This window comes from Serratia sp. TSA_7, assembly GCF_052692135.1.
Genome location: NZ_JBQZFU010000001.1, coordinates 1,629,607 through 1,647,574, shown reverse-complemented (window position 1 = coordinate 1,647,574; position 17,968 = coordinate 1,629,607). Strand labels below are relative to the sequence as shown.

At 61.6% G+C, this 17,968-nt stretch carries 12 protein-coding genes; 9 read left to right on the top strand and 3 right to left on the bottom strand.

Annotated features, from left to right (window positions below; genetic code table 11):
* Window positions 1–44: 44 nt before the first annotated feature.
* The 8 genes from ACUTQW_RS07825 (at window position 45) to cobA (ending at window position 13,868) form a co-directional block, all read left to right on the top strand.
* Window positions 45–1,619 (top strand): ABC transporter substrate-binding protein, encoded by a 1,575-nt coding sequence (locus ACUTQW_RS07825; protein WP_198640678.1) that lies wholly within the window; start codon window positions 45–47, stop codon window positions 1,617–1,619.
* A gap of 55 nt (window positions 1,620–1,674) precedes the next feature.
* Window positions 1,675–2,955, top strand: coding sequence for a nitrate regulatory protein (locus ACUTQW_RS07820; protein WP_004945858.1), 1,281 nt, complete (start codon window positions 1,675–1,677; stop codon window positions 2,953–2,955).
* Window positions 2,956–3,283: 328 nt separating this feature from the next.
* On the top strand, window positions 3,284–4,543 hold the full coding sequence (locus ACUTQW_RS07815; RefSeq protein ID WP_004945856.1) for a CmpA/NrtA family ABC transporter substrate-binding protein: 1,260 nt from the start codon (window positions 3,284–3,286) through the stop codon (window positions 4,541–4,543).
* A gap of 8 nt (window positions 4,544–4,551) precedes the next feature.
* A complete protein-coding gene (gene ntrB / locus ACUTQW_RS07810; protein ID WP_445654833.1) occupies window positions 4,552–5,436 on the top strand; it encodes a nitrate ABC transporter permease in 885 nt (294 codons plus the stop codon).
* A gap of 10 nt (window positions 5,437–5,446) precedes the next feature.
* Entirely contained in the window at window positions 5,447–6,235 is a 789-nt protein-coding gene (locus ACUTQW_RS07805; protein ID WP_006326063.1) for an ABC transporter ATP-binding protein, read from the top strand.
* Window positions 6,236–6,245: 10 nt separating this feature from the next.
* On the top strand, window positions 6,246–10,391 hold the full coding sequence (gene nirB / locus ACUTQW_RS07800; RefSeq protein WP_422052949.1) for a nitrite reductase large subunit NirB: 4,146 nt from the start codon (window positions 6,246–6,248) through the stop codon (window positions 10,389–10,391).
* Complete coding sequence (locus ACUTQW_RS07795) at window positions 10,388–13,039, top strand: nitrate reductase (RefSeq protein ID WP_064798948.1); 2,652 nt, start codon at window positions 10,388–10,390, stop codon at window positions 13,037–13,039. The genes nirB and ACUTQW_RS07795 overlap by 4 nt, the downstream gene beginning before the upstream one ends.
* Before the next feature lie 13 nt (window positions 13,040–13,052).
* A complete protein-coding gene (gene cobA / locus ACUTQW_RS07790) occupies window positions 13,053–13,868 on the top strand; it encodes a uroporphyrinogen-III C-methyltransferase (protein ID WP_064798947.1) in 816 nt (271 codons plus the stop codon).
* A gap of 4 nt (window positions 13,869–13,872) precedes the next feature.
* On the opposite strand, the gene ACUTQW_RS07785 is transcribed toward cobA, so the two are convergent.
* A complete protein-coding gene (locus ACUTQW_RS07785) occupies window positions 13,873–14,439 on the bottom strand; it encodes a YbhB/YbcL family Raf kinase inhibitor-like protein (protein WP_037433062.1) in 567 nt (188 codons plus the stop codon).
* A gap of 130 nt (window positions 14,440–14,569) precedes the next feature.
* On the bottom strand, window positions 14,570–15,277 hold the full coding sequence (locus tag ACUTQW_RS07780) for a prepilin peptidase (protein ID WP_006326053.1): 708 nt from the start codon (window positions 15,275–15,277) through the stop codon (window positions 14,570–14,572).
* A gap of 529 nt (window positions 15,278–15,806) precedes the next feature.
* Here ACUTQW_RS07780 and ACUTQW_RS07775 point away from each other — a divergent pair.
* On the top strand, window positions 15,807–17,321 hold the full coding sequence (locus ACUTQW_RS07775) for a YchO/YchP family invasin (RefSeq protein WP_037433060.1): 1,515 nt from the start codon (window positions 15,807–15,809) through the stop codon (window positions 17,319–17,321).
* On the opposite strand, the gene narL is transcribed toward ACUTQW_RS07775, so the two are convergent.
* On the bottom strand, window positions 17,318–17,968 hold the full coding sequence (narL, locus tag ACUTQW_RS07770; protein WP_020439223.1) for a two-component system response regulator NarL: 651 nt from the start codon (window positions 17,966–17,968) through the stop codon (window positions 17,318–17,320). The two genes, ACUTQW_RS07775 and narL, sit on opposite strands and share 4 nt — an antisense overlap.

The following is a 17,968-nucleotide window of genomic DNA, read 5'->3' as shown; positions in this document are numbered from 1 at the left end:
ACTCGAAAAATAACGCATCCGCGTGATTGATGGAGAGTGCAGCAATGAAACGTCTCATCCCAACCTTAGTGTTCAGCGCCCTGGCTGCAAGCCTCGGCGCGCAGGCCGCCACTCCGCAAGATACGCTGGTCGTGGTCAGTTCGCTCGAAGGGATCATCAGCCTCGATCCGGCCGAGAGTTTTGAAACCGTCAGCTCGGCCAACCTGGTCAATCTGTACCAGCGCCTGCTGGCACCCGATCGTGAAACGCCGGAAAAGCTGGCACCGGAACTGGCCAGCGGCTGGCAGGCGGGCGCGGACGGTCACAGCCTGATTTTTACCCTGCATGACAACCAACGCTTTGCCTCCGGCAATCCGGTACGGCCGGAAGACGTGATCTTCTCGCTGGTGCGTGCGGTGAAACTGAACAAGGCGCCGTCGTTTATTCTCGGCGAATTCGGCTGGACGCCGGACAACGTCGAAAGCCAGTTGAAAAAACTCAACGACAACCAGTTGCAACTGAGCTGGCCGGCGAATATCGGCAGCGAACTGGCGTTGCGGTTGCTGACCGCACCGGTGGCGTCGATTGTCGATGAGAAGCTGCTGAGCGAACACAGCCAGGCGGGGGATTTCGGCAATGCCTGGCTGCGTTCGAACTCCGCCGGTGCCGGCCCTTACCGGGTCAGCAACTATGTGCCGCACGAGGCGCTGTTGTTCAGCCGTAACGATTACGCCCAACCCAAAGCGCAGTTGAAAACGGTGTTGCTGAAGAACGTCAGCGACGCCGGCACCCGCCGCCTGCTGCTGCTGAAAAGCGACGCCGACGTGGCCTATGATTTGGGGGCCGATCAGTTCAACTCGTTGCGCAATGAAAAGGGCGTGCGTATTGAGCAGCATGATTCGGCAAAGGTGTATTACCTCGGTTTCAATACCGGCGACAAACAGCAGCCGGCGCTGAGCAATCCGGCGCTGTGGCAGGCGGCGCGCTGGCTGGTCGATTACCAATCCATCGCGAAAGATCTGCTGAAAGGGCAATACCGCGTTCATCAGGCTTTTCTGCCGGTCGGGCTGGACGGCGCCGTCTCGGACCAGCCGTTCAAACTTGACGTGGCAAAGGCCAGGCAGATTTTGCATGACGCCGGTATCGCTGAAGGCACGCGCATCGATTTGATCGTCATTAACCAACCGCCGTATACCGATATCGCCCAGGCGCTGCAGGCCAGCTTCGCCAAGGCCGGTTTGCAACTCGATATTCACCCGGTGGTAGAAAGCGATCTGTGGGGCAAGATGCGCGGTCGCGATTTCCAGGCGATCTTCACCTATTGGGGCGCCGATTATCTGGACCCGAACACCAACGCCAGCACCTTTGCTTACAACGTGCCGAACGGCCCGAAAACCCTGGCCTGGCGCACCCAATGGACGATACCGGCGCTGAGTGCGGAAACCCGCGCGGCGGCGGCAGAAAGCGATGGGGTAAAACGCGCCGCGCGCTACGCAGCCTTGCAGCATGAAGTGCAGGCCAGCTCGCCGTACGTCGTCGCGTTGCAAGGGCAAACGCTGGTGGCGCTGCGCGACAACATCAAGGGCGCCACGCTGAATATCGCCAACAGCATGCTTTATCTGGATCGCGTGAGTAAGTAAGGCTACGGCACGGCTTTTGCAGGATCTGCCTATTTACCGTAACGGGGATCCTGTCATGAGCCGTAATAGCGCTTTCCCGCCCAGCGCCGGCGATTTTCTGCTGGCGTCCAAACGCTGCGAAATCACCGTGCTGCAACAGCTGCTGCAAATGGGCCAGTTGGTTGGCCGGGTGAGCCAATTGATCCACGTGCTTCAGCGGGAGCGCGGCACCGTCAATATTTATCTGTGTTCGCAGGGGGCGCTGTTCGGCGAACGGCTGCCCGGCAGAACGCAGGACGTGGAGCAGGCCGAACTGGCGGTGCAGCGGCAACTGGCGCAGCTGGATGCCGCCACGGCACCGCTGGCCAGCGCCAGCCGCCTGTTCAGCCGCATTGCCTGTGCGTTGCACAACCTCACCGCTTTGCCCGCGCTGCGCCGGCAAGTACAGCAGCAGCAGGTCTCGCAGCCTGCGGCCATGGATACCTTCAATAACATCATTCACAGCCTGCTGGCGCTGGTATTCGAGGCGGCGGATGCCTGCGTTGAACCCGCCATGACGCGTGCGTTGATCGCCATGTTCAGCTTTATGCAAGGCAAGGAACTGGCCGGGCAAGAGCGGGCAATAGGTTCGGCCGGTTTTGCCGCCATGCATTTCAGTCACGCCTCCCATCAGCAGTTACTGATGCTGATCGAAGGTCAGGAGCGCTGTTTTCAAACCTTCAGCGAGTTCGCCGACGAACAGTCGCTGGCCCAGTGGCGGCGCATACAGCAGCAGGATGACCGCGAGTTTGAACGCCTGCGTCGCATTGCCTGTACCCAATTGCAGCTGAGCGATCGTGCCGACACCAGCCTGCGCTGGTTCGAGATCACCAGTGCGCGCATCGACCTGATGAAACAGATAGAGGATCGGCTGGAAGAGGCGCTGATGGCCAGTTGCCGCCACAGCCTGGCCGAGGCCCAGCGCTCGCTGGCGCTGGATTATGTCGATTACGTGCCGCAACAGGCGAGAGAAAGCTACGCGGTGTTTGTGGCCACCCCGCTGGGGGAGGCGTCGCCGCTGATGGGGGACGGCATCAATCCGCGTCTGGGCCGTTCCATGATGGAGTTGATTCAGCAGCAGTCGCAGCGGTTGCAGGTGCTGTCAGAAGAGTTGGCGACGGCGCGGGCGACGCTGCATGAGCGCAAGCAAATCGAACGCGCCAAAGGGTTGCTGATCCGGCATCGCGGGTTGACCGAGGAGGACGCCCACCGCTTGTTGCTCAGGATGGCCATGAACCAAAACAAGCGGCTGATTGATATCGCCAATGCCATGCTGGCGGTGGCGGATATTTTACCGGCCACCGGAGATACTCCTTAAGGAGTATATGCACACAGTCAGTGCAGTTAATGCCTTGCCGTTGTGCAAACGATGTCCTGTGTACCCCCCATCGGCAGTAGGGGACGAATATATTCGGCCCGAATTATGCGGGTGCGGAGTGCAGCGTGCCTGTCTGGCAGGGGCTGGCTGGGATTATCGACAGATTTGGCACGCAAGCTGCATTAACTAAAACGTAACCCGGCCAATGGCGGCCGGATTGCCAACAAGAATTTGGATAAAGGCGTCCTTTCAGCATGTTCACCCCAATGGTGGAATGTGCTGATGGGACGCCTTTTTTATTTTTATCGCCTGATTGAAGGACTTGCTGATGACGCACACCAAACACCCTGGGCTTGAGTTGACGCGCCGCCGCTTTTTGGCCGGCAGCGCGGCGCTGGGCGGCAGCATGTTGCTGCCTGGCCTGATGAATACGGCCTGGGCGGCAGGCTCTGACGCACCGGAGAAAAAAGAGATCCGCGTGGGCTTTATTCCGCTCACCGACTGCGCCTCGGTGGTGATGGCGGCGGTGAAAAAGTTTGACGAGAAATACGGCATCAAAATCATTCCCAGCAAAGAAGCCAGTTGGGCGGCGGTGCGCGACAAGTTGCTGTCCGGCGAACTGGATGCGGCGCACGTGCTGTACGGCATGGTTTATGGCCTGCAATTGGGTGTAGCCGGGCCGCAGCACGACATGGCGGTGCTGATGACGCTCAACAACAACGGTCAGGCGATCACGCTTTCCAACCAGTTGAAGCAGGCCGGCGTCACCGATGCGGGCGCGCTGAAAAAACACGTCGACGCCAGCGCCAAGGGCACTTACACCTTCGCCCAAACCTTCCCGACCGGCACTCACGCCATGTGGCTCTATTACTGGCTGGCGAACGCCGGCATTCATCCGTTTGACGACGTGCGCAACGTGGTAGTGCCGCCGCCACAGATGGTGATGAACATGAAGATCGGCAACATGAGCGGTTTCTGCGTCGGGGAGCCGTGGAACCAGCGCGCCATCGCCGAAAACATCGGTTTTACCGCCGTCACCACCCAGGAAATCTGGCCCGATCACCCGGAAAAAGTGCTGGGCACCACGGGGAACTGGGTGGCGGCCAACCCGAACGGCGCCCGTGCGCTGACCGCCGCCGTGCTGGACGCCGCACGCTGGATAGACAGCTCCGACGCCAACCGCGAGGAGACCGCCCAGGTGGTGGCAGGCCGCGCCTACATCAATACCAAACCGGAAGTGATCACCGGCCGCATGCTGGGTCAATACCAAAACGGTCTGGGCAAATCCTGGCAGGACGCTCATGCGATGCGCTTTTTCCACGATGGCGAGGTGAACTACCCGTATCTGTCTGACGGCATGTGGTTCCTGACCCAGCATCGCCGCTGGGGCCTGTTGAACGCCGAGCCGGACTACCTGGCCGTCGCGCAAAAAATCAACCGCATCGAGATCTACAAACAGGCGGCAAGCGCGGTGGGCGGGGTGAATCTTCCCGGCAGCGACATGCGCGCCAGCACGCTGTTTGACGGTAAACGTTGGGACGGCAGCAATCCGGCGGAATACGCCAACAGTTTCTCTTTAAAGCGCTGAGGTAACCGATGAAAAATCTCGCTGAACGTATTGATATACCCACGCCGACCCGTGCGGAAGTCGTGCCGTTGAAAATCCCGGCCCCCCCGAAGCCGCAACCCAAAGCGCGCTGGAGTTTGCCTTTACAGAACGCTTTTCGCCGTGCGGTGCCCGCGGCGTTGGGGCTGGTGTTGATCCTGGTTGTCTGGCAGATCGCCGCGCTCAACAGCAAGGGTTTCCCGACACCGGTGGCGACCTGGCAAGCGGCGCTGACGCTGTTTGCCGATCCGTTTTATTCCGCCGGGCCGAACGATCAGGGGATCGGCTGGAACGTGCTGGCCTCGTTGCAGCGCGTAGCCACAGGTTTTGGGCTGGCGGCGTTGGTCGGTATTCCGGCCGGGTTCCTGCTGGGACGCTTTGCCTTTCTGGCGAACATGCTCAACCCGATTATTTCGCTGTTGCGCCCGGTCAGCCCGCTGGCCTGGCTGCCGATTGGCCTGCTGCTGTTCCAGCGTGCGGAGCCGGCATCAACCTGGACCATTTTCATCTGCTCCATCTGGCCGATGATCCTCAACACCGCAGAAGGCGTCGCGCGCATTCCGCAGGACTACCTCAACGTGGCGCGGGTGCTGAAGCTGTCTGAATGGACGGTGATGCGCAAAATCCTGTTCCCGGCCGTGCTGCCGTATGTGCTGACCGGCGTGCGTCTGTCCATCGGCATCGCCTGGCTGGTGATCGTGGCGGCGGAAATGCTGACCGGCGGCGTCGGCATCGGTTTTTGGATTTGGAATGAATGGAACAACCTCAACGTCGAAAACATCATCATCGCCATCATCGTGGTCGGCGTGGTGGGGCTGCTGCTCGAGCAGGGGCTGATGTTACTGGCAAAACGTTTTAGCTATCAGAACCGTTAAGGAGTGCGCCATGAAACCGATTATTCAGGTCCAGAACGTCAGCCAGCGCTTTGCCACCCCACAGGGGGAGTTTATTGCGTTGGATCGGGTGAGTTTCGATATCCAGGCAGGGGAAACCGTCAGCCTGATCGGCCATTCCGGCTGCGGCAAGTCGACGCTGCTGAATTTGATCGCCGGGCTGACTCTGCCCAGCGACGGCGTGCTGTTGTGCGATAACCGGCAAATCACCGGGCCGGGACCAGAACGCGGCGTGGTGTTCCAGAACCATTCGCTGTTGCCGTGGCTGACCACCTACGAAAACGTGGCCTTGGCGGTGCATCAGGTATTCCGGCGCGAAATGACGCGCGGCGAAATGCGCGAGTGGATCGAGCACAACCTGGAGCTGGTGCATATGAGCCACGCGTTGCACAAGCGGCCGCATGAAATCTCCGGCGGCATGAAACAGCGCGTCGGCATCGCCCGCGCACTGGCGATGAAGCCCAAGGTGTTGCTGATGGACGAGCCCTTTGGCGCGCTGGATGCGCTGACCCGCGCCCATCTGCAGGATGCGGTGATGGAAATCCAGCAACGGCTGAACACCACCATCGTGCTGATCACCCATGACGTCGATGAAGCGGTGCTGCTGTCCGACCGGGTGATGATGATGACCAACGGCCCGGCGGCCACCGTCGGTGAAATTCTCGAGGTGAAGCTGCCGCGTCCGCGTTCACGGGTCGCGCTGGCGGACGACCCGGATTATCACCATTACCGTCGCCAGGTGCTGAAGTTCCTCTACGAGAAGCACGCGAAAGCGGCATGAGAGCCGAATGATGGACAAAACCCAATTGGTGGTGATTGGCAACGGCATGGCCGGGATGCGGCTGGTGGAGACGCTCTGCCGGCTGGCACCCGCGCGCTATGCCATCACGGTGATTGGCGAGGAGCCACGCGGCAACTACAACCGCATTCTGCTGTCGCCGGTGCTGGCGGGGGAAAAGGCGTTCAGCGAGACCCTGTTGCACGATCTTGACTGGTATCACCGGCACGACGTGCGGCTGCTGGCCGGTGAACCGGCGCTGGCGGTAGATCGGCGGCACAAGCGGGTGATGACGGCCGGGCACGAGGTGCCTTATGACCTGCTGGTGTTTGCCACAGGTTCGCGTCCGTTGATGCCGCAACTGCCCGGCGTGACGCTGAACGGCATTTACGGTTTTCGCACGCTGGACGACGTTGAAGCCATGCTTGGCCGCTGCCGGCCAGGGCGGCATGCGCTGGTGGTAGGGGGCGGCGTGTTGGGGATCGAGGCGGCCGCCGCCCTGACGCAGCGCGGCATGACCGCCACCGTGGTGCACCGTGGCACACACCTGATGGAGCGGCAACTGGATGCCCGCGCCGGGCGGATGCTGCAACACAATCTGTTGCAACGCGGTATCGAATGTCGGCTGGCCTGTGAGGCCAGCCGGTTCCACGGCACAAAGCAGGTTCAGGCTGCCACGCTGAGTAATGGCGAGCGGTGCGATTGCGATCTGGTGGTGATTGCCGCCGGGGTGCGGCCCGAAATCAGCCTGGCTCAGGCCGCCGGGCTGGGCTGCGAGCGCGGCATTTTGATCGACGATCGGATGCAGACTGAGGATCCGGCGATCTTCGCCATCGGCGAATGCGCCCAGCTCGACGCCACCACCTTCGGTCTGGTGGCACCTTGCTGGCAACAGGCGGAGTTGTTGGCGCGGCGGTTGAGCGGTGAGCAGGTGCCGGGCTACCGACCGGCGCCGCTGCATACCCGCCTGAAGGTCAGCGGCATCGAGATGTTCAGCGCCGGCGAAATGATCGCCGACGCGCAAACCGAGCTTCATCACGCCGAAGACCCACAGGCGCAGCATTACCGCCGCCTGCTGGTGCGCGACGGCAGATTACAGGGCGTCGTGTTGTACGGCGACGCCCAGGACAGCCCTTTTTATCTGCGGCAGCTTGGTCAGCCGGTGAATCAGCCGGAAGCCCTGCTGTTTGGCAGTAGCGAACCCGAGGCGCCGCAGGCGTCTGACGAGAGGACATCGGATATGCATAAGCCCGTTTTGCTGGTTGCCGGACACGGCATGGTCGGTCATCACTTCCTGGAACAGCTGGTCGCTCGCGAACTGCATCAGCAGTATCACATTGTGGTCTTTGGCGAGGAGCCGGTGGCGGCGTATGACCGGGTCCATCTGTCGGAATTTTTCTCCGGCCGCAGCGCCGACTCGCTGTCGATGGTGGAAGCGGGTTTCTTCGAACGTTCCGGGATTGAGCTGCGGCTGGGGCAGGCGGTTTGCGCCATCGATCGCCGGCGCAAATGCGTGATCGACGCCGAGGGGCGCGAAACGGCCTACGACCACCTGGTACTGGCGACCGGCTCTTATCCGTTTGTCCCGCCGATCCCCGGCAACGATCGCCCCGGCTGCCTGGTTTACCGCACGCTGGAGGATCTGGCGGCGATTGCCGAATGTGCCGCCAGCGCCAGCGTGGGCGTGGTGGTCGGCGGCGGTCTGTTGGGGCTGGAGGCCGCCAATGCCTTGCAGCAGCTTGGGCTGAAAACCCACGTGGTGGAGTTTGCGCCGCGCCTGATGGGGGTGCAACTGGATGACGGCGGCGCGGCGATGCTGCGCAAAAAGATTGAGGCGCTGGGCGTGAGCGTACACACCGGCAAGCAAACACAGGCGATTATCGAGGGTTCGTTACACCGTCACAGTATGAATTTCGCCGACGGTGAAACCCTGGATGCTGATTTGATTCTGTTTTCCGCCGGTATCCGGCCGCGTGACCAGCTCGCCCGTGCCGCCGAACTGGAGGTGGGACCCCGCGGCGGCATCGTGATTGACAGCCAGTGCCGCACCAGCGATGACGCCATTTACGCCATCGGCGAATGCGCGTTATGGAACGGCCAAATTTTCGGGCTGGTGGCACCGGGGTATCAAATGGCGCGCACGCTGGCGGATCTGCTGGCCGGGCGGGAAAACGCGTTCTGCGGCGCAGACATGAGCACCAAGCTGAAACTGCTGGGCGTCGAGGTGGCGTCGATCGGGGATGCGCACGGCCATACGCCCGGCAGCCAAAGCTACAGCTGGGTCGACGGCCCGGCGGAAGTGTATAAAAAGCTGGTGGTTGATGCCGGCGGCAAACGGCTGCTGGGGGCGGTATTGGTCGGCGACAGCAGCGAATACAGTACGCTGCAACAAATGATGCTCAATGATCTGCCGCTGCCCGCCGCACCGGAAAGCCTGATTCTACCGGCCTCGGCCGGCGGCGCGCCAAAAGCGCTGGGCGTATCGGCGTTACCGGCCACGGCGCAGATTTGCTCCTGTCACAACGTCAGTAAAGGCGATATCAGCTGTGCGGTGGACCAGGGCTGCGGCGATTTGGCGGCGGTGAAAGCCTGCACCAAAGCCGGCACCGGCTGTGGCGGTTGCGCCGCGCTGGTGAAACAGGTGATGGAGCACGAACTGCAGCAACGCGGCGTGGTGGTGAAAAAGGACGTTTGCGAGCATTTCGCCTACTCGCGCCAGGAGCTGTATCACCTGGTGCGGGTCGGCAATATCCGCACCTTCGACGATCTGCTGGCCCGACATGGTCATGGGCACGGCTGCGAAGTTTGCAAACCGCTGGCGGGATCGATTCTGGCGTCGTGCTGGAACGAATACCTGCTCAAGCCGCAGCACCTGCCGTTGCAAGACACCAACGATCGTTTCTTCGCCAATATCCAAAAAGACGGCACCTATTCGGTGGTGCCGCGCGTGCCGGCCGGTGAAATTACCCCGGCAGGGCTGATCGCCATCGGCCAAATCGCCCAGCGTTATCAACTGTACACCAAAATCACCGGCGGCCAGCGGGTCGACCTGTTTGGCGCCCGCCTGGAGCAACTGCCGGAAATTTGGCAGCAACTGGTCGACGCCGGGTTTGAAACCGGCCATGCCTACGGCAAGTCGCTGCGTACGGTGAAATCCTGCGTCGGCTCAAGCTGGTGCCGTTATGGCGTGCAAGATTCGACCGCGCTGGCGATTGAACTGGAGCACCGTTACAAGGGATTGCGAGCGCCGCACAAAATCAAGATGGCGGTTTCCGGCTGCACGCGCGAATGCGCAGAAGCGCAAAGCAAGGACGTTGGGGTGATCGCCACCGACAAAGGTTGGAACCTCTACCTGTGCGGCAACGGCGGCATGAAGCCACGGCATGCGGATTTGTTCGCCAGCGATCTCGACACCGCCACGCTGATCCGCATGGTCGATCGTTTCCTGATGTTCTATGTCCGCACCGCCGATCGCCTGCAGCGCACCAGCACCTGGATGGATAACCTCGAAGGCGGGCTGGATTACCTGCGTGAGGTAGTGCTGGAGGATAGCCTGGGTATCGCCGCCGATCTGGAAAACGACATGCAGGCGGTGGTCGGCAGCTATCAGTGCGAATGGCAGACCACGCTCGCCAGCCCGGATCGTCTTAAGCTGTTCCGCGCCTTTGTGAACAGCGATCGGCCGGACGAAGCCATTGTCTGGCAGCCGGAGCGCGGGCAGCGCCGCCCGGCCAGCGGAGAGGAACGCGGGCAGGTTATCGACGTGCAACCGGCCCCGGCCGCAGGCGAGCAGTGGCTGGATGTCTGCGCGTTGGCGGACATTCCCGTCAACGCCGGCATTGCCGCACGTCTGGGGCCGCGGCAGATTGCGCTGTTCCATCTGCCGGGCAGCGGCGTTTATGCGCTGGCGAATCAGGAGCCGGACAGCGAGGCCAACGTGCTGGCGCGCGGGTTGCTGGGGGACGTAGCCGGTGTGCCTGTGGTGATCTCCCCGTTGTACAAGCAGCGTTTCCGCCTGAGCGACGGCAGCTGTGTGGATAACGCGCAATCTGGTGTTACCGCCTGGCCGGTACGGGTGACGGCGGGCAGAGTCTGGGTGTGCAGCCAGCCGCTGGCGGTGCAGGCCGCCATGCCGGAAGCGACGGGTGCTGCATCATGACCGCCGCACACTGCACCACCTGTCCTTACTGCGGCGTTGGCTGCGGCGTCGCCGTCGAAAAGCGCAGCGACGGCGCGGTGGCGGTCAGCGGTGATGTCGCCCACCCGGCAAATCAGGGGCGACTGTGCGTGAAAGGCAGCGCGTTGGGAGAAACCCTGGATTTGGCGGGCCGCTTGCTGCAACCGCAGGTTGACGGCAAAACGGTGGGCTGGGACGACGCGCTGGAGCAGGTGGCGCTGCGTTTTAGCCGCGTGATCGAGCAACACGGCCCGCAGGCGGTGGCATTTTACGCTTCCGGCCAGTTGCTGACCGAGGACTATTACGTCGCCAATAAGCTGATGAAGGGCTTTATCGGCGCGGCCAATATCGACACCAACTCCCGGCTGTGCATGGCATCGGCGGTGGTGGGTTACAAGCGGGCGTTCGGTGGCGATGCGGTGCCTTGCTGTTATGAGGACATCGAACAGGCGGATCTGGTGATCCTGACCGGTTCCAACACTGCCTGGGCGCACCCGGTGGTGTATCAGCGGCTGGTGAAGGCGCGTCAGCAGCGGCCGCAGATGCGCGTGGTGGTGATTGATCCGCGAGAGACGGCGACCTGCGATATTGCCGATCTGCACCTGCCGCTGCGCCCTGGCAGCGACGCTGCTCTGTTTACCGGAGCGCTGCGCTGGCTGGCGCAGCACGACGGCCTGGATAACGCCTTTTTGCATCAGCATGCCAACGGCGTGGAGGAAGCGCTGGCGGCGGTGGCCGACTGGGCACCGGAACGGGTAGCGGATTTTTGCGAACTGCCGCTCAGCGCCGTACTGGCCTTTTTCGCCTTGCTGGAAACATCGCGCGACTGGGTGACGCTCTATTCCATGGGCATCAACCAGTCTTCAAGCGGTGCGGATAAATGCAATGCAATCATCAACCTGCACCTGGCGGGCGGGCGCATTGGCCGGCCGGGCAGCGGCCCGTTTTCCATTACCGGCCAGCCGAATGCGATGGGCGGGCGTGAAGTGGGCGGGCTGGCTAATCAGTTGGCGGCGCATATGGGGTTCAGCGACGAGGATACCGACCGGGTGCAGCGTTTCTGGCAGTCGCCGGGCATTGCCAGGCAACCCGGCCTGAACGCGGTCGAACTGTTCCAGGCGATGGCCGCCGGGCAGGTGAAGGCGGTGTGGATCATGGGCACCAACCCGGCGGTGTCGCTGCCGGATGCGGACGCGGTGCGACAGGCGTTGAAACAGTGCCCACTGGTGGTGGTGTCGGAAGTGATGGCGGTGACCGATACCGCAGAGCTGGCGCACATCCGCCTGCCGGCGCTGGCCTGGGGCGAAAAAGAGGGCAGCGTCACCAACTCCGAACGCTGCATATCCCGCCAGCGCGCGTTTTTGCCACCGCCGGGAGAGGCGCGGGCCGACTGGTGGATCCTCAGCCAGGTGGCACGGCGCATGGGCTATGGGGCGGCGTTCGGCTACCGGCACCCTTCGGAGATTTTCAGTGAGCACGCCGCGTTGTCAGGGTTTGAGAATAACGGAACGCGCGCGTTCGATATCAGCCTGCTGGCGCAGGGGGATCGGGAGCAGTGGTCGCGTATGGCGCCGGTGCAGTGGCCGGTCAATACCCAGCACCCTGGCGGGTGCCGGCGTCTGTTCAGCGATGGCCGCTTTTTCCATGCGGACGGCAAAGCGCGACTGCTGCCGGTGACGCCGCGCCTGCCGCAAAATGCGGTATCGCCGCGTTACCCGATGGTGCTGAACACCGGCCGTATCCGCGATCAGTGGCACACCATGACGCGCACCGGCAAAGCGGCGCGTCTGATGCGCCATCTCAGCGAGCCGTTTTGTGAAATGCACCCGCAGGATGCTGCGGCGTTGGGCATTGCCGATAACGCCCTGGTGCGGCTCAGTTCGCCCCATGGCTGGATGCTGGCGCGAGCCCAGTGCCATCCGGGGCAGCGGCGCGGCAGCGTATTCGCGCCTATGCACTGGAATGGTCAGTTTACCGCTCAGGGCCGGGTCGACAGCCTGATCCCGCCGGTGGTCGATGCTCATTCCGGCCAACCGGAAAGCAAACATGCGCCGGTACGGGTCAGCTTGTGGCCAACGAGCTGGCAGGCGGAGATTTTCCTGCGCGCCGAGGTGGCGCCACCGGTGGGCATTTACTGGAGCCGGGTAGCGCAGGAGGGCCTGACCCACTACATCATGGCCGGGCAACGGCCGGTCGAAGACTGGCAGGACTGGTTGCGGCGGCACTTCCCCTTGGCGGGGCTGACGCTGCAGACCGCACAGCTGGCTCAGCGCGGTTTGCACGTTATTGGCTGGCGTCAGAACGAGGTGCAACTGGCGTTTTATGTTCGCCAACAGGCTCCGATGCTCGATCGACCGGCAATTCTGAGCGCTTTTGCACAACCGCCGGTCGGCGGATCGCAGCGCTTGGCGTTGTTAGCGGGGCGAGGGGCTGCGGGGGAGCCGGCGGGCGGGACGACGATTTGCAGCTGCTTCGGCGTGGGCGAGAACCGCATTATTGCGGCGATTCAGGCGGGCTGCCACAGCGCCAGTGAACTGGGCGATCGTCTGCAATGCGGCACCAACTGCGGCTCTTGTTTGCCGGAACTGAAAAAGTTGATTCAACAGCACGCGGCCCAACGGGTGGCATAGCGGAGGTGATGCAATGAAAGCACTTGAAATGCTGATGTTGGCTGGGGATCGTCGCCAGCCGGTGCGCCGGGGTGAAGTGTGGTTGGTCGGTGCCGGGCCGGGGGATGCCGAGCTGCTGACGTTGAAGGCGCTGCGGGTTCTCCAGCAGGCGGACGTGGTGGTGTTTGATCGCCTGGTTTCCCCGGCGGTGATGGCGCTGCTGCCTGCGGAGGCGTTGCGTATCGACGTGGGTAAATCCCTGCGCTGCCACACTTTGTCGCAATCGGAGATCGAACAACTGCTGGTAGAGCTGGCGCAGGCCGGCAATCGGGTGGTGCGGTTGAAGGGGGGGGACCCTTTTATTTTTGGTCGTGGCGGCGAGGAGATGGCCTGGTTGCAGCGTCATGGCGTGGCCTGCCATGTGGTGCCGGGCATTACCGCCGCCAGTGGCTGTGCGGCGGCAAGCGGCATTCCGTTAACCCACCGGGATTACGCGCAGTCGGTACGTTTTGTTACCGGCCACTGCCGTAACGGCGAGGTGGATCTGGACTGGCCGGGATTGGTCAGTTCGGGGCAAACGCTGGTGTTTTATATGGGGCTGGCCTTGAGTGAAACCATCGCCGCACAGTTGTTGCGCCATGGTATGGCGGCGGAGATGCCGTTGGCGATCATTGAACGCGGTACCCAGCCGCAGCAGCGGGTATTGATCGGCACCTTGGGCGAACTGCCGGCGATCATGGCCCGGCAGCGGCCGGTTTCGCCCAGCCTGCTGGTTATCGGTGAGGTGGTCAGCCTGTACCGCGCTGCGGCGGTGACCGCAGAGACCCCGGCAGAGGCGTTGACGGCCTGAACGGCTATTGGCCAAAGCGGCCGATAATGCCCGCGCCGCCCTTGGCGTGGCCTTGCAGCTTTTCCAGGAGTTGTTCGCGCGTCAAACCCGGGCCAAGTGCATGGGGCGCGAGATCGGTGGCGATCAACACGAAAGTATAGTGGTGTAACCCTGATCCGGCCGGGGGGCAAGGGCCGTGATAAACCGCAGTGCCCTGCGAGTTTTTGCCGCCAATAAAGCCTTTGCCCAGGGTGAGATCGCCCTCGGCGAAGCCGCTGGCCGAGACGGGAATGCCGTAGGCCACCAAATGGCTGACGCCAAGGCCGCTGCGCCCTTCGGGATCGGACAGCAGCAGAGCGAAACTTTGGGTGCCTGCCGGTGGGTTGGCCCAGTTCAGCGGCGGTGAAACGTTATCGCCGGTGCAACTGGCATTGCCCGGCGTCGCGCCGGCATATTTTTGCGCCAGCATTCCGCCATCCTGAAACGCCGGCGAGGTGAGGGTAAAGGTGCCGGCCGCCTGTGCCGCGAATGACAGTGACCCCGTCAGTAACGCCGCGCCGAGCGCGAGTGCGGATAAACCATGACCGATCATATAACTCCCGTATTGATTTAGGCAAAACCCCGTTTGGGCTTAGCCAAAGGATAGCGGGGCAGATGAAGCGTCGCCATAACAGCCGTACCGACAGCAGGCTATAACAGCGGTAAAATGGCCCTGTGCCCATTTACCGCCAGAGTGAAATAAGGTGAAATTTAGCGTTATACCCCGTTGACGGCGGGAATTCCCCGCCGGCCGCCGATAGCAGCAACGGCCAGGCCGCCGCCGCCAGATACAGGCCAAACGGCAGCGGGGCTTGCCAGCCGGGTTTGCGCATCAGGCCGGCAATGGCCACTGCGCATAATCCCGTTGCCGCCGCACCGGTGACCAACATCGGCAGGGCGGGCCAGCCGACCCAGGCGCCTAATGCCGCCAACAGTTTAAAATCCCCTTGCCCAATGCCATCCCGTTGATGACGGCGGCGATAGGCCGCGTTGAGTAGCCACAGCGACAGATAACCGACGACGGCACCTGACACCGCCTCCGCCAGCGAAGTGAAATAGCCTTGCTGGTTCACCAGCAGCCCGGCCCATAGCAGCGGCAGTGTCAGGCGATCCGGCAACAAGCGGTGCCGCCAATCGATAAACGCCAACGCGATCAATACCGCCGCCACCGGCAGCAACACCACGCGGTGCAGGAGCGGCATGCCGAAAGGCAATGCCGCCAGCCCGGCGCAAAGGGCTGCTCCCATCACCCAGCGAGTTTGCTTTGGCGAGGGCCCCGACAGGCTTGCCGATACGCAGTGAATCAACCGCGTAGCGATGGCTGCAGCAAGCAGCAGTGCCGGGATAAACAGGCAGCGATGCCAGAGATCGTGTTGCGCGTCGTCGAGCATAAAACGTCCTTACCGAGCTGAAATCAGCGTTCAAAATAGTGGCAAAATACGGTTGATTGGGAAAAATGACGCCATCGATGATTGGCATTGCGAGCCTGGCCGCAAAGTATTGTTCAGCCAAAAGAGGGATAGCAAAAAATTGTGTATTGCTGCGCATAATCAAGATGTTATTGGCCATGTTGATTTCCGGTTGAGGTTTTTTTCGGCAAAATTTCAGGTGAAATAAAGTGAATTCACTCCTTTTGGCGGCTCGGAACCGGGCATTTTATGGTTTGATGCCATCGCCTCTGTGGTGGTGGTGGTTTTGTTACATTGTCACATGAATAACTGAGGTTTATCCGATGGTTTCTCATCGCAAATCCACTAGGCTTGGGTATTCATGATGCGCTGTGGCGCCGGGCCCTCGAAAGGGGATAAATGCCCTGTGTTACCAGTGTGCGAAGGTTGAGTTGTCTGCCGCCTGGAGTGGCCGCAGCAAAAAAAGGATTGATGCGCCTTGCTCTCCGGATGAGGGGATGGCGACAGAGTAATGACTGACGTTAGACAAAAAACACGCTGCAGAGTGAAAAAAGCCGTTCATTTTCTCCCTCGCCTGACCGGCAGTTTACCGGCGGCGCTGCTGGTGTGGCCACTTGCCTGGTTTTGCGGCGCGTTGCCCGCCCAGGCTGAATCCCCGCCGGCACCCGATTCCCTCGCTCATTCGTCGGGCAATGATTTGCCCGAGCTTGGCGGCAACGCCCAGGACGACGCTGCGCGTGAGAAAGAGTGGGCCACCATGGCCAAACAACTGGGGGAACGTAATTTGAATAACGTTTCCGGCCAGCAGGTGCGTACCCGCGCCGAGAACTATGTGTTGGGCCAGGCAAACGACGTCTTGCAGCAGCAAGCGCAGGAGCTGTTATCGCCGCTGGGCACCGCTAAACTGTCGCTGGCGGTGTCCAATCAGGGGGATTTTGCCGGCAGCAGCGGCCAACTGTTCAGCCCGCTGTATGACGTAAACGGCTTGCTGACTTACAGCCAGCTCGGTCTTTTGCAGCAAAACGACGGTTCGCTGGGCAACCTGGGGATTGGGCAACGCTGGGTCGCCGGGGATTGGTTGCTGGGGTATAACACGGTGTTTGACAGCGATTTTGAGCGCCGGCACAACCGTGCCAGCGTGGGCGCCGAAGCCTGGGGCGATTTCCTGCGTTTTTCCGCCAATTATTACTATCCGTTGTCGGCGCTGGCGCAGCAGAAAAATGACGCGGTGTTCCTCAGCCGACCGGCGAACGGCTATGACATTACCACTCAAGGCTACCTGCCATTCTACCGCCAGATTGGCGGTTCTCTCAGCTATGAGCAGTACTGGGGGGAGAATGTCGATCTGTTCGGCAGCGGTAAAAAGCAAAGCGATCCGCGTGCCATGCAGTTTGGGGTAAATTACACGCCGGTGCCGCTGGTGACGGTGAAAGCGCTGCACAAGATGGGCGAAGGCGGGGTGAGCCAGGATCAGATCGAACTGGCGCTGAGTTACCGTCTTGGTGTGCCCCTGGTGAAACAGATATCGCCGGAGTACGTTGCGCAGGCCAAGTCGCTGCGCGGTAGCCGCTATGACAATATCGAACGCAAAAATGTCCCGGTGTTGGCGTTCCGACAACGCAAAACGCTGCAGGTGTTTTTGGCTACGCCGCCGTGGAGCCTGAAAGAAGGGGAAACGTTGCCGCTGGTGCTTGAAATCAAAGCGGCCAACAAAATCGCCCGCGTCAGTTGGCAGGGGGATACCCAGGCTCTGAGCCTGACGCCGCCGCAAAACGGTAACGATCCGCACGGTTGGAGCCTGATTGTGCCTGAGTGGGATGCCTCTCCGGGCGCAAGCAACAGTTACTCTTTATCGGTTACGCTGGAAGACGATAAACACCAGTTAGTGACATCCAACTGGATCCAACTGCAAGTGACGCCGCCCCTGACGCTGTCTTCCGGCACCGACGAGGGGTTGCCGCCGGCGAAAACCTTGCAAACGCCGGCGATACCGGCACAGACCGGGCCACTGAACGGCGGGGATTAACCGTTTTTCCCCTGCAACACCCAGACGGCGGCTTCAACGCGCGATTTCAGCTTCATTTTTTTCAGCAGGTGTTTGACGTGCACCTTGACGGTACTCTCGGTGATCGTCAGCCTGCGGGCGATCATTTTGTTCGGCAGGCCCTGGGCGATCAGTTTCAGAATATCGCGCTCACGCGGCGTCAGTTGCTGGATATCACGTTCGGCGCTGGGGCGGTTCTCACGCAGGCTGGCGGCCAGGACCGGTGTCAGGGCTTCGCTTAACACCATCTGGCCGGCTGCCGCCTGATGCATGGCCTTCAGCAGATCCTCCGGCTCCATGTCTTTCAGCAGGTAGCCGTCGGCACCGCGTTTCAGAGCACTGACCACGTCATCTTCGTGATTTGAGACGCTAAACACCACGATGCGGCCCGATAGCGCGGTCATGCGCAGGCGATCCAGCGTCTCCAGGCCGTTGATGCCCGGCATGTTCAGGTCGAGCAGGATCAGATCAGGATCGTGCTCTTCGGCCAGCGCGACGCCCCGTTCGCCATTGCCGGCTTCGGCAATCACCTGCAGGCGTGGGTCCATAGCGATCAGCTGCTTTACGCCATTACGCAGCATCGGATGGTCATCAATCAGTAAAATGGTGGCAGCGGTTTCAGTCGTCAT

Bases quoted from the DNA above. Each gene is read 5' to 3' on its own strand.
- nirB (WP_422052949.1), top strand. From the start codon at position 6,246: ATGGACAAAACCCAATTGGTGGTGATTGGCAACGGCATGGCCGGGATG.
- ACUTQW_RS07780 (WP_006326053.1), bottom strand. From the start codon at position 15,277: ATGCTCGACGACGCGCAACACGATCTCTGGCATCGCTGCCTGTTTATC.
- narL (WP_020439223.1), bottom strand. From the start codon at position 17,968: ATGACGACTGAAACCGCTGCCACCATTTTACTGATTGATGACCATCCG.
- ACUTQW_RS07805 (WP_006326063.1), top strand. From the start codon at position 5,447: ATGAAACCGATTATTCAGGTCCAGAACGTCAGCCAGCGCTTTGCCACC.
- ACUTQW_RS07825 (WP_198640678.1), top strand. From the start codon at position 45: ATGAAACGTCTCATCCCAACCTTAGTGTTCAGCGCCCTGGCTGCAAGC.
- ACUTQW_RS07785 (WP_037433062.1), bottom strand. From the start codon at position 14,439: ATGATCGGTCATGGTTTATCCGCACTCGCGCTCGGCGCGGCGTTACTG.
- ACUTQW_RS07820 (WP_004945858.1), top strand. From the start codon at position 1,675: ATGAGCCGTAATAGCGCTTTCCCGCCCAGCGCCGGCGATTTTCTGCTG.
- ACUTQW_RS07815 (WP_004945856.1), top strand. From the start codon at position 3,284: ATGACGCACACCAAACACCCTGGGCTTGAGTTGACGCGCCGCCGCTTT.
- ACUTQW_RS07775 (WP_037433060.1), top strand. From the start codon at position 15,807: ATGACTGACGTTAGACAAAAAACACGCTGCAGAGTGAAAAAAGCCGTT.
- cobA (WP_064798947.1), top strand. From the start codon at position 13,053: ATGAAAGCACTTGAAATGCTGATGTTGGCTGGGGATCGTCGCCAGCCG.
- ntrB (WP_445654833.1), top strand. From the start codon at position 4,552: ATGAAAAATCTCGCTGAACGTATTGATATACCCACGCCGACCCGTGCG.
- ACUTQW_RS07795 (WP_064798948.1), top strand. From the start codon at position 10,388: ATGACCGCCGCACACTGCACCACCTGTCCTTACTGCGGCGTTGGCTGC.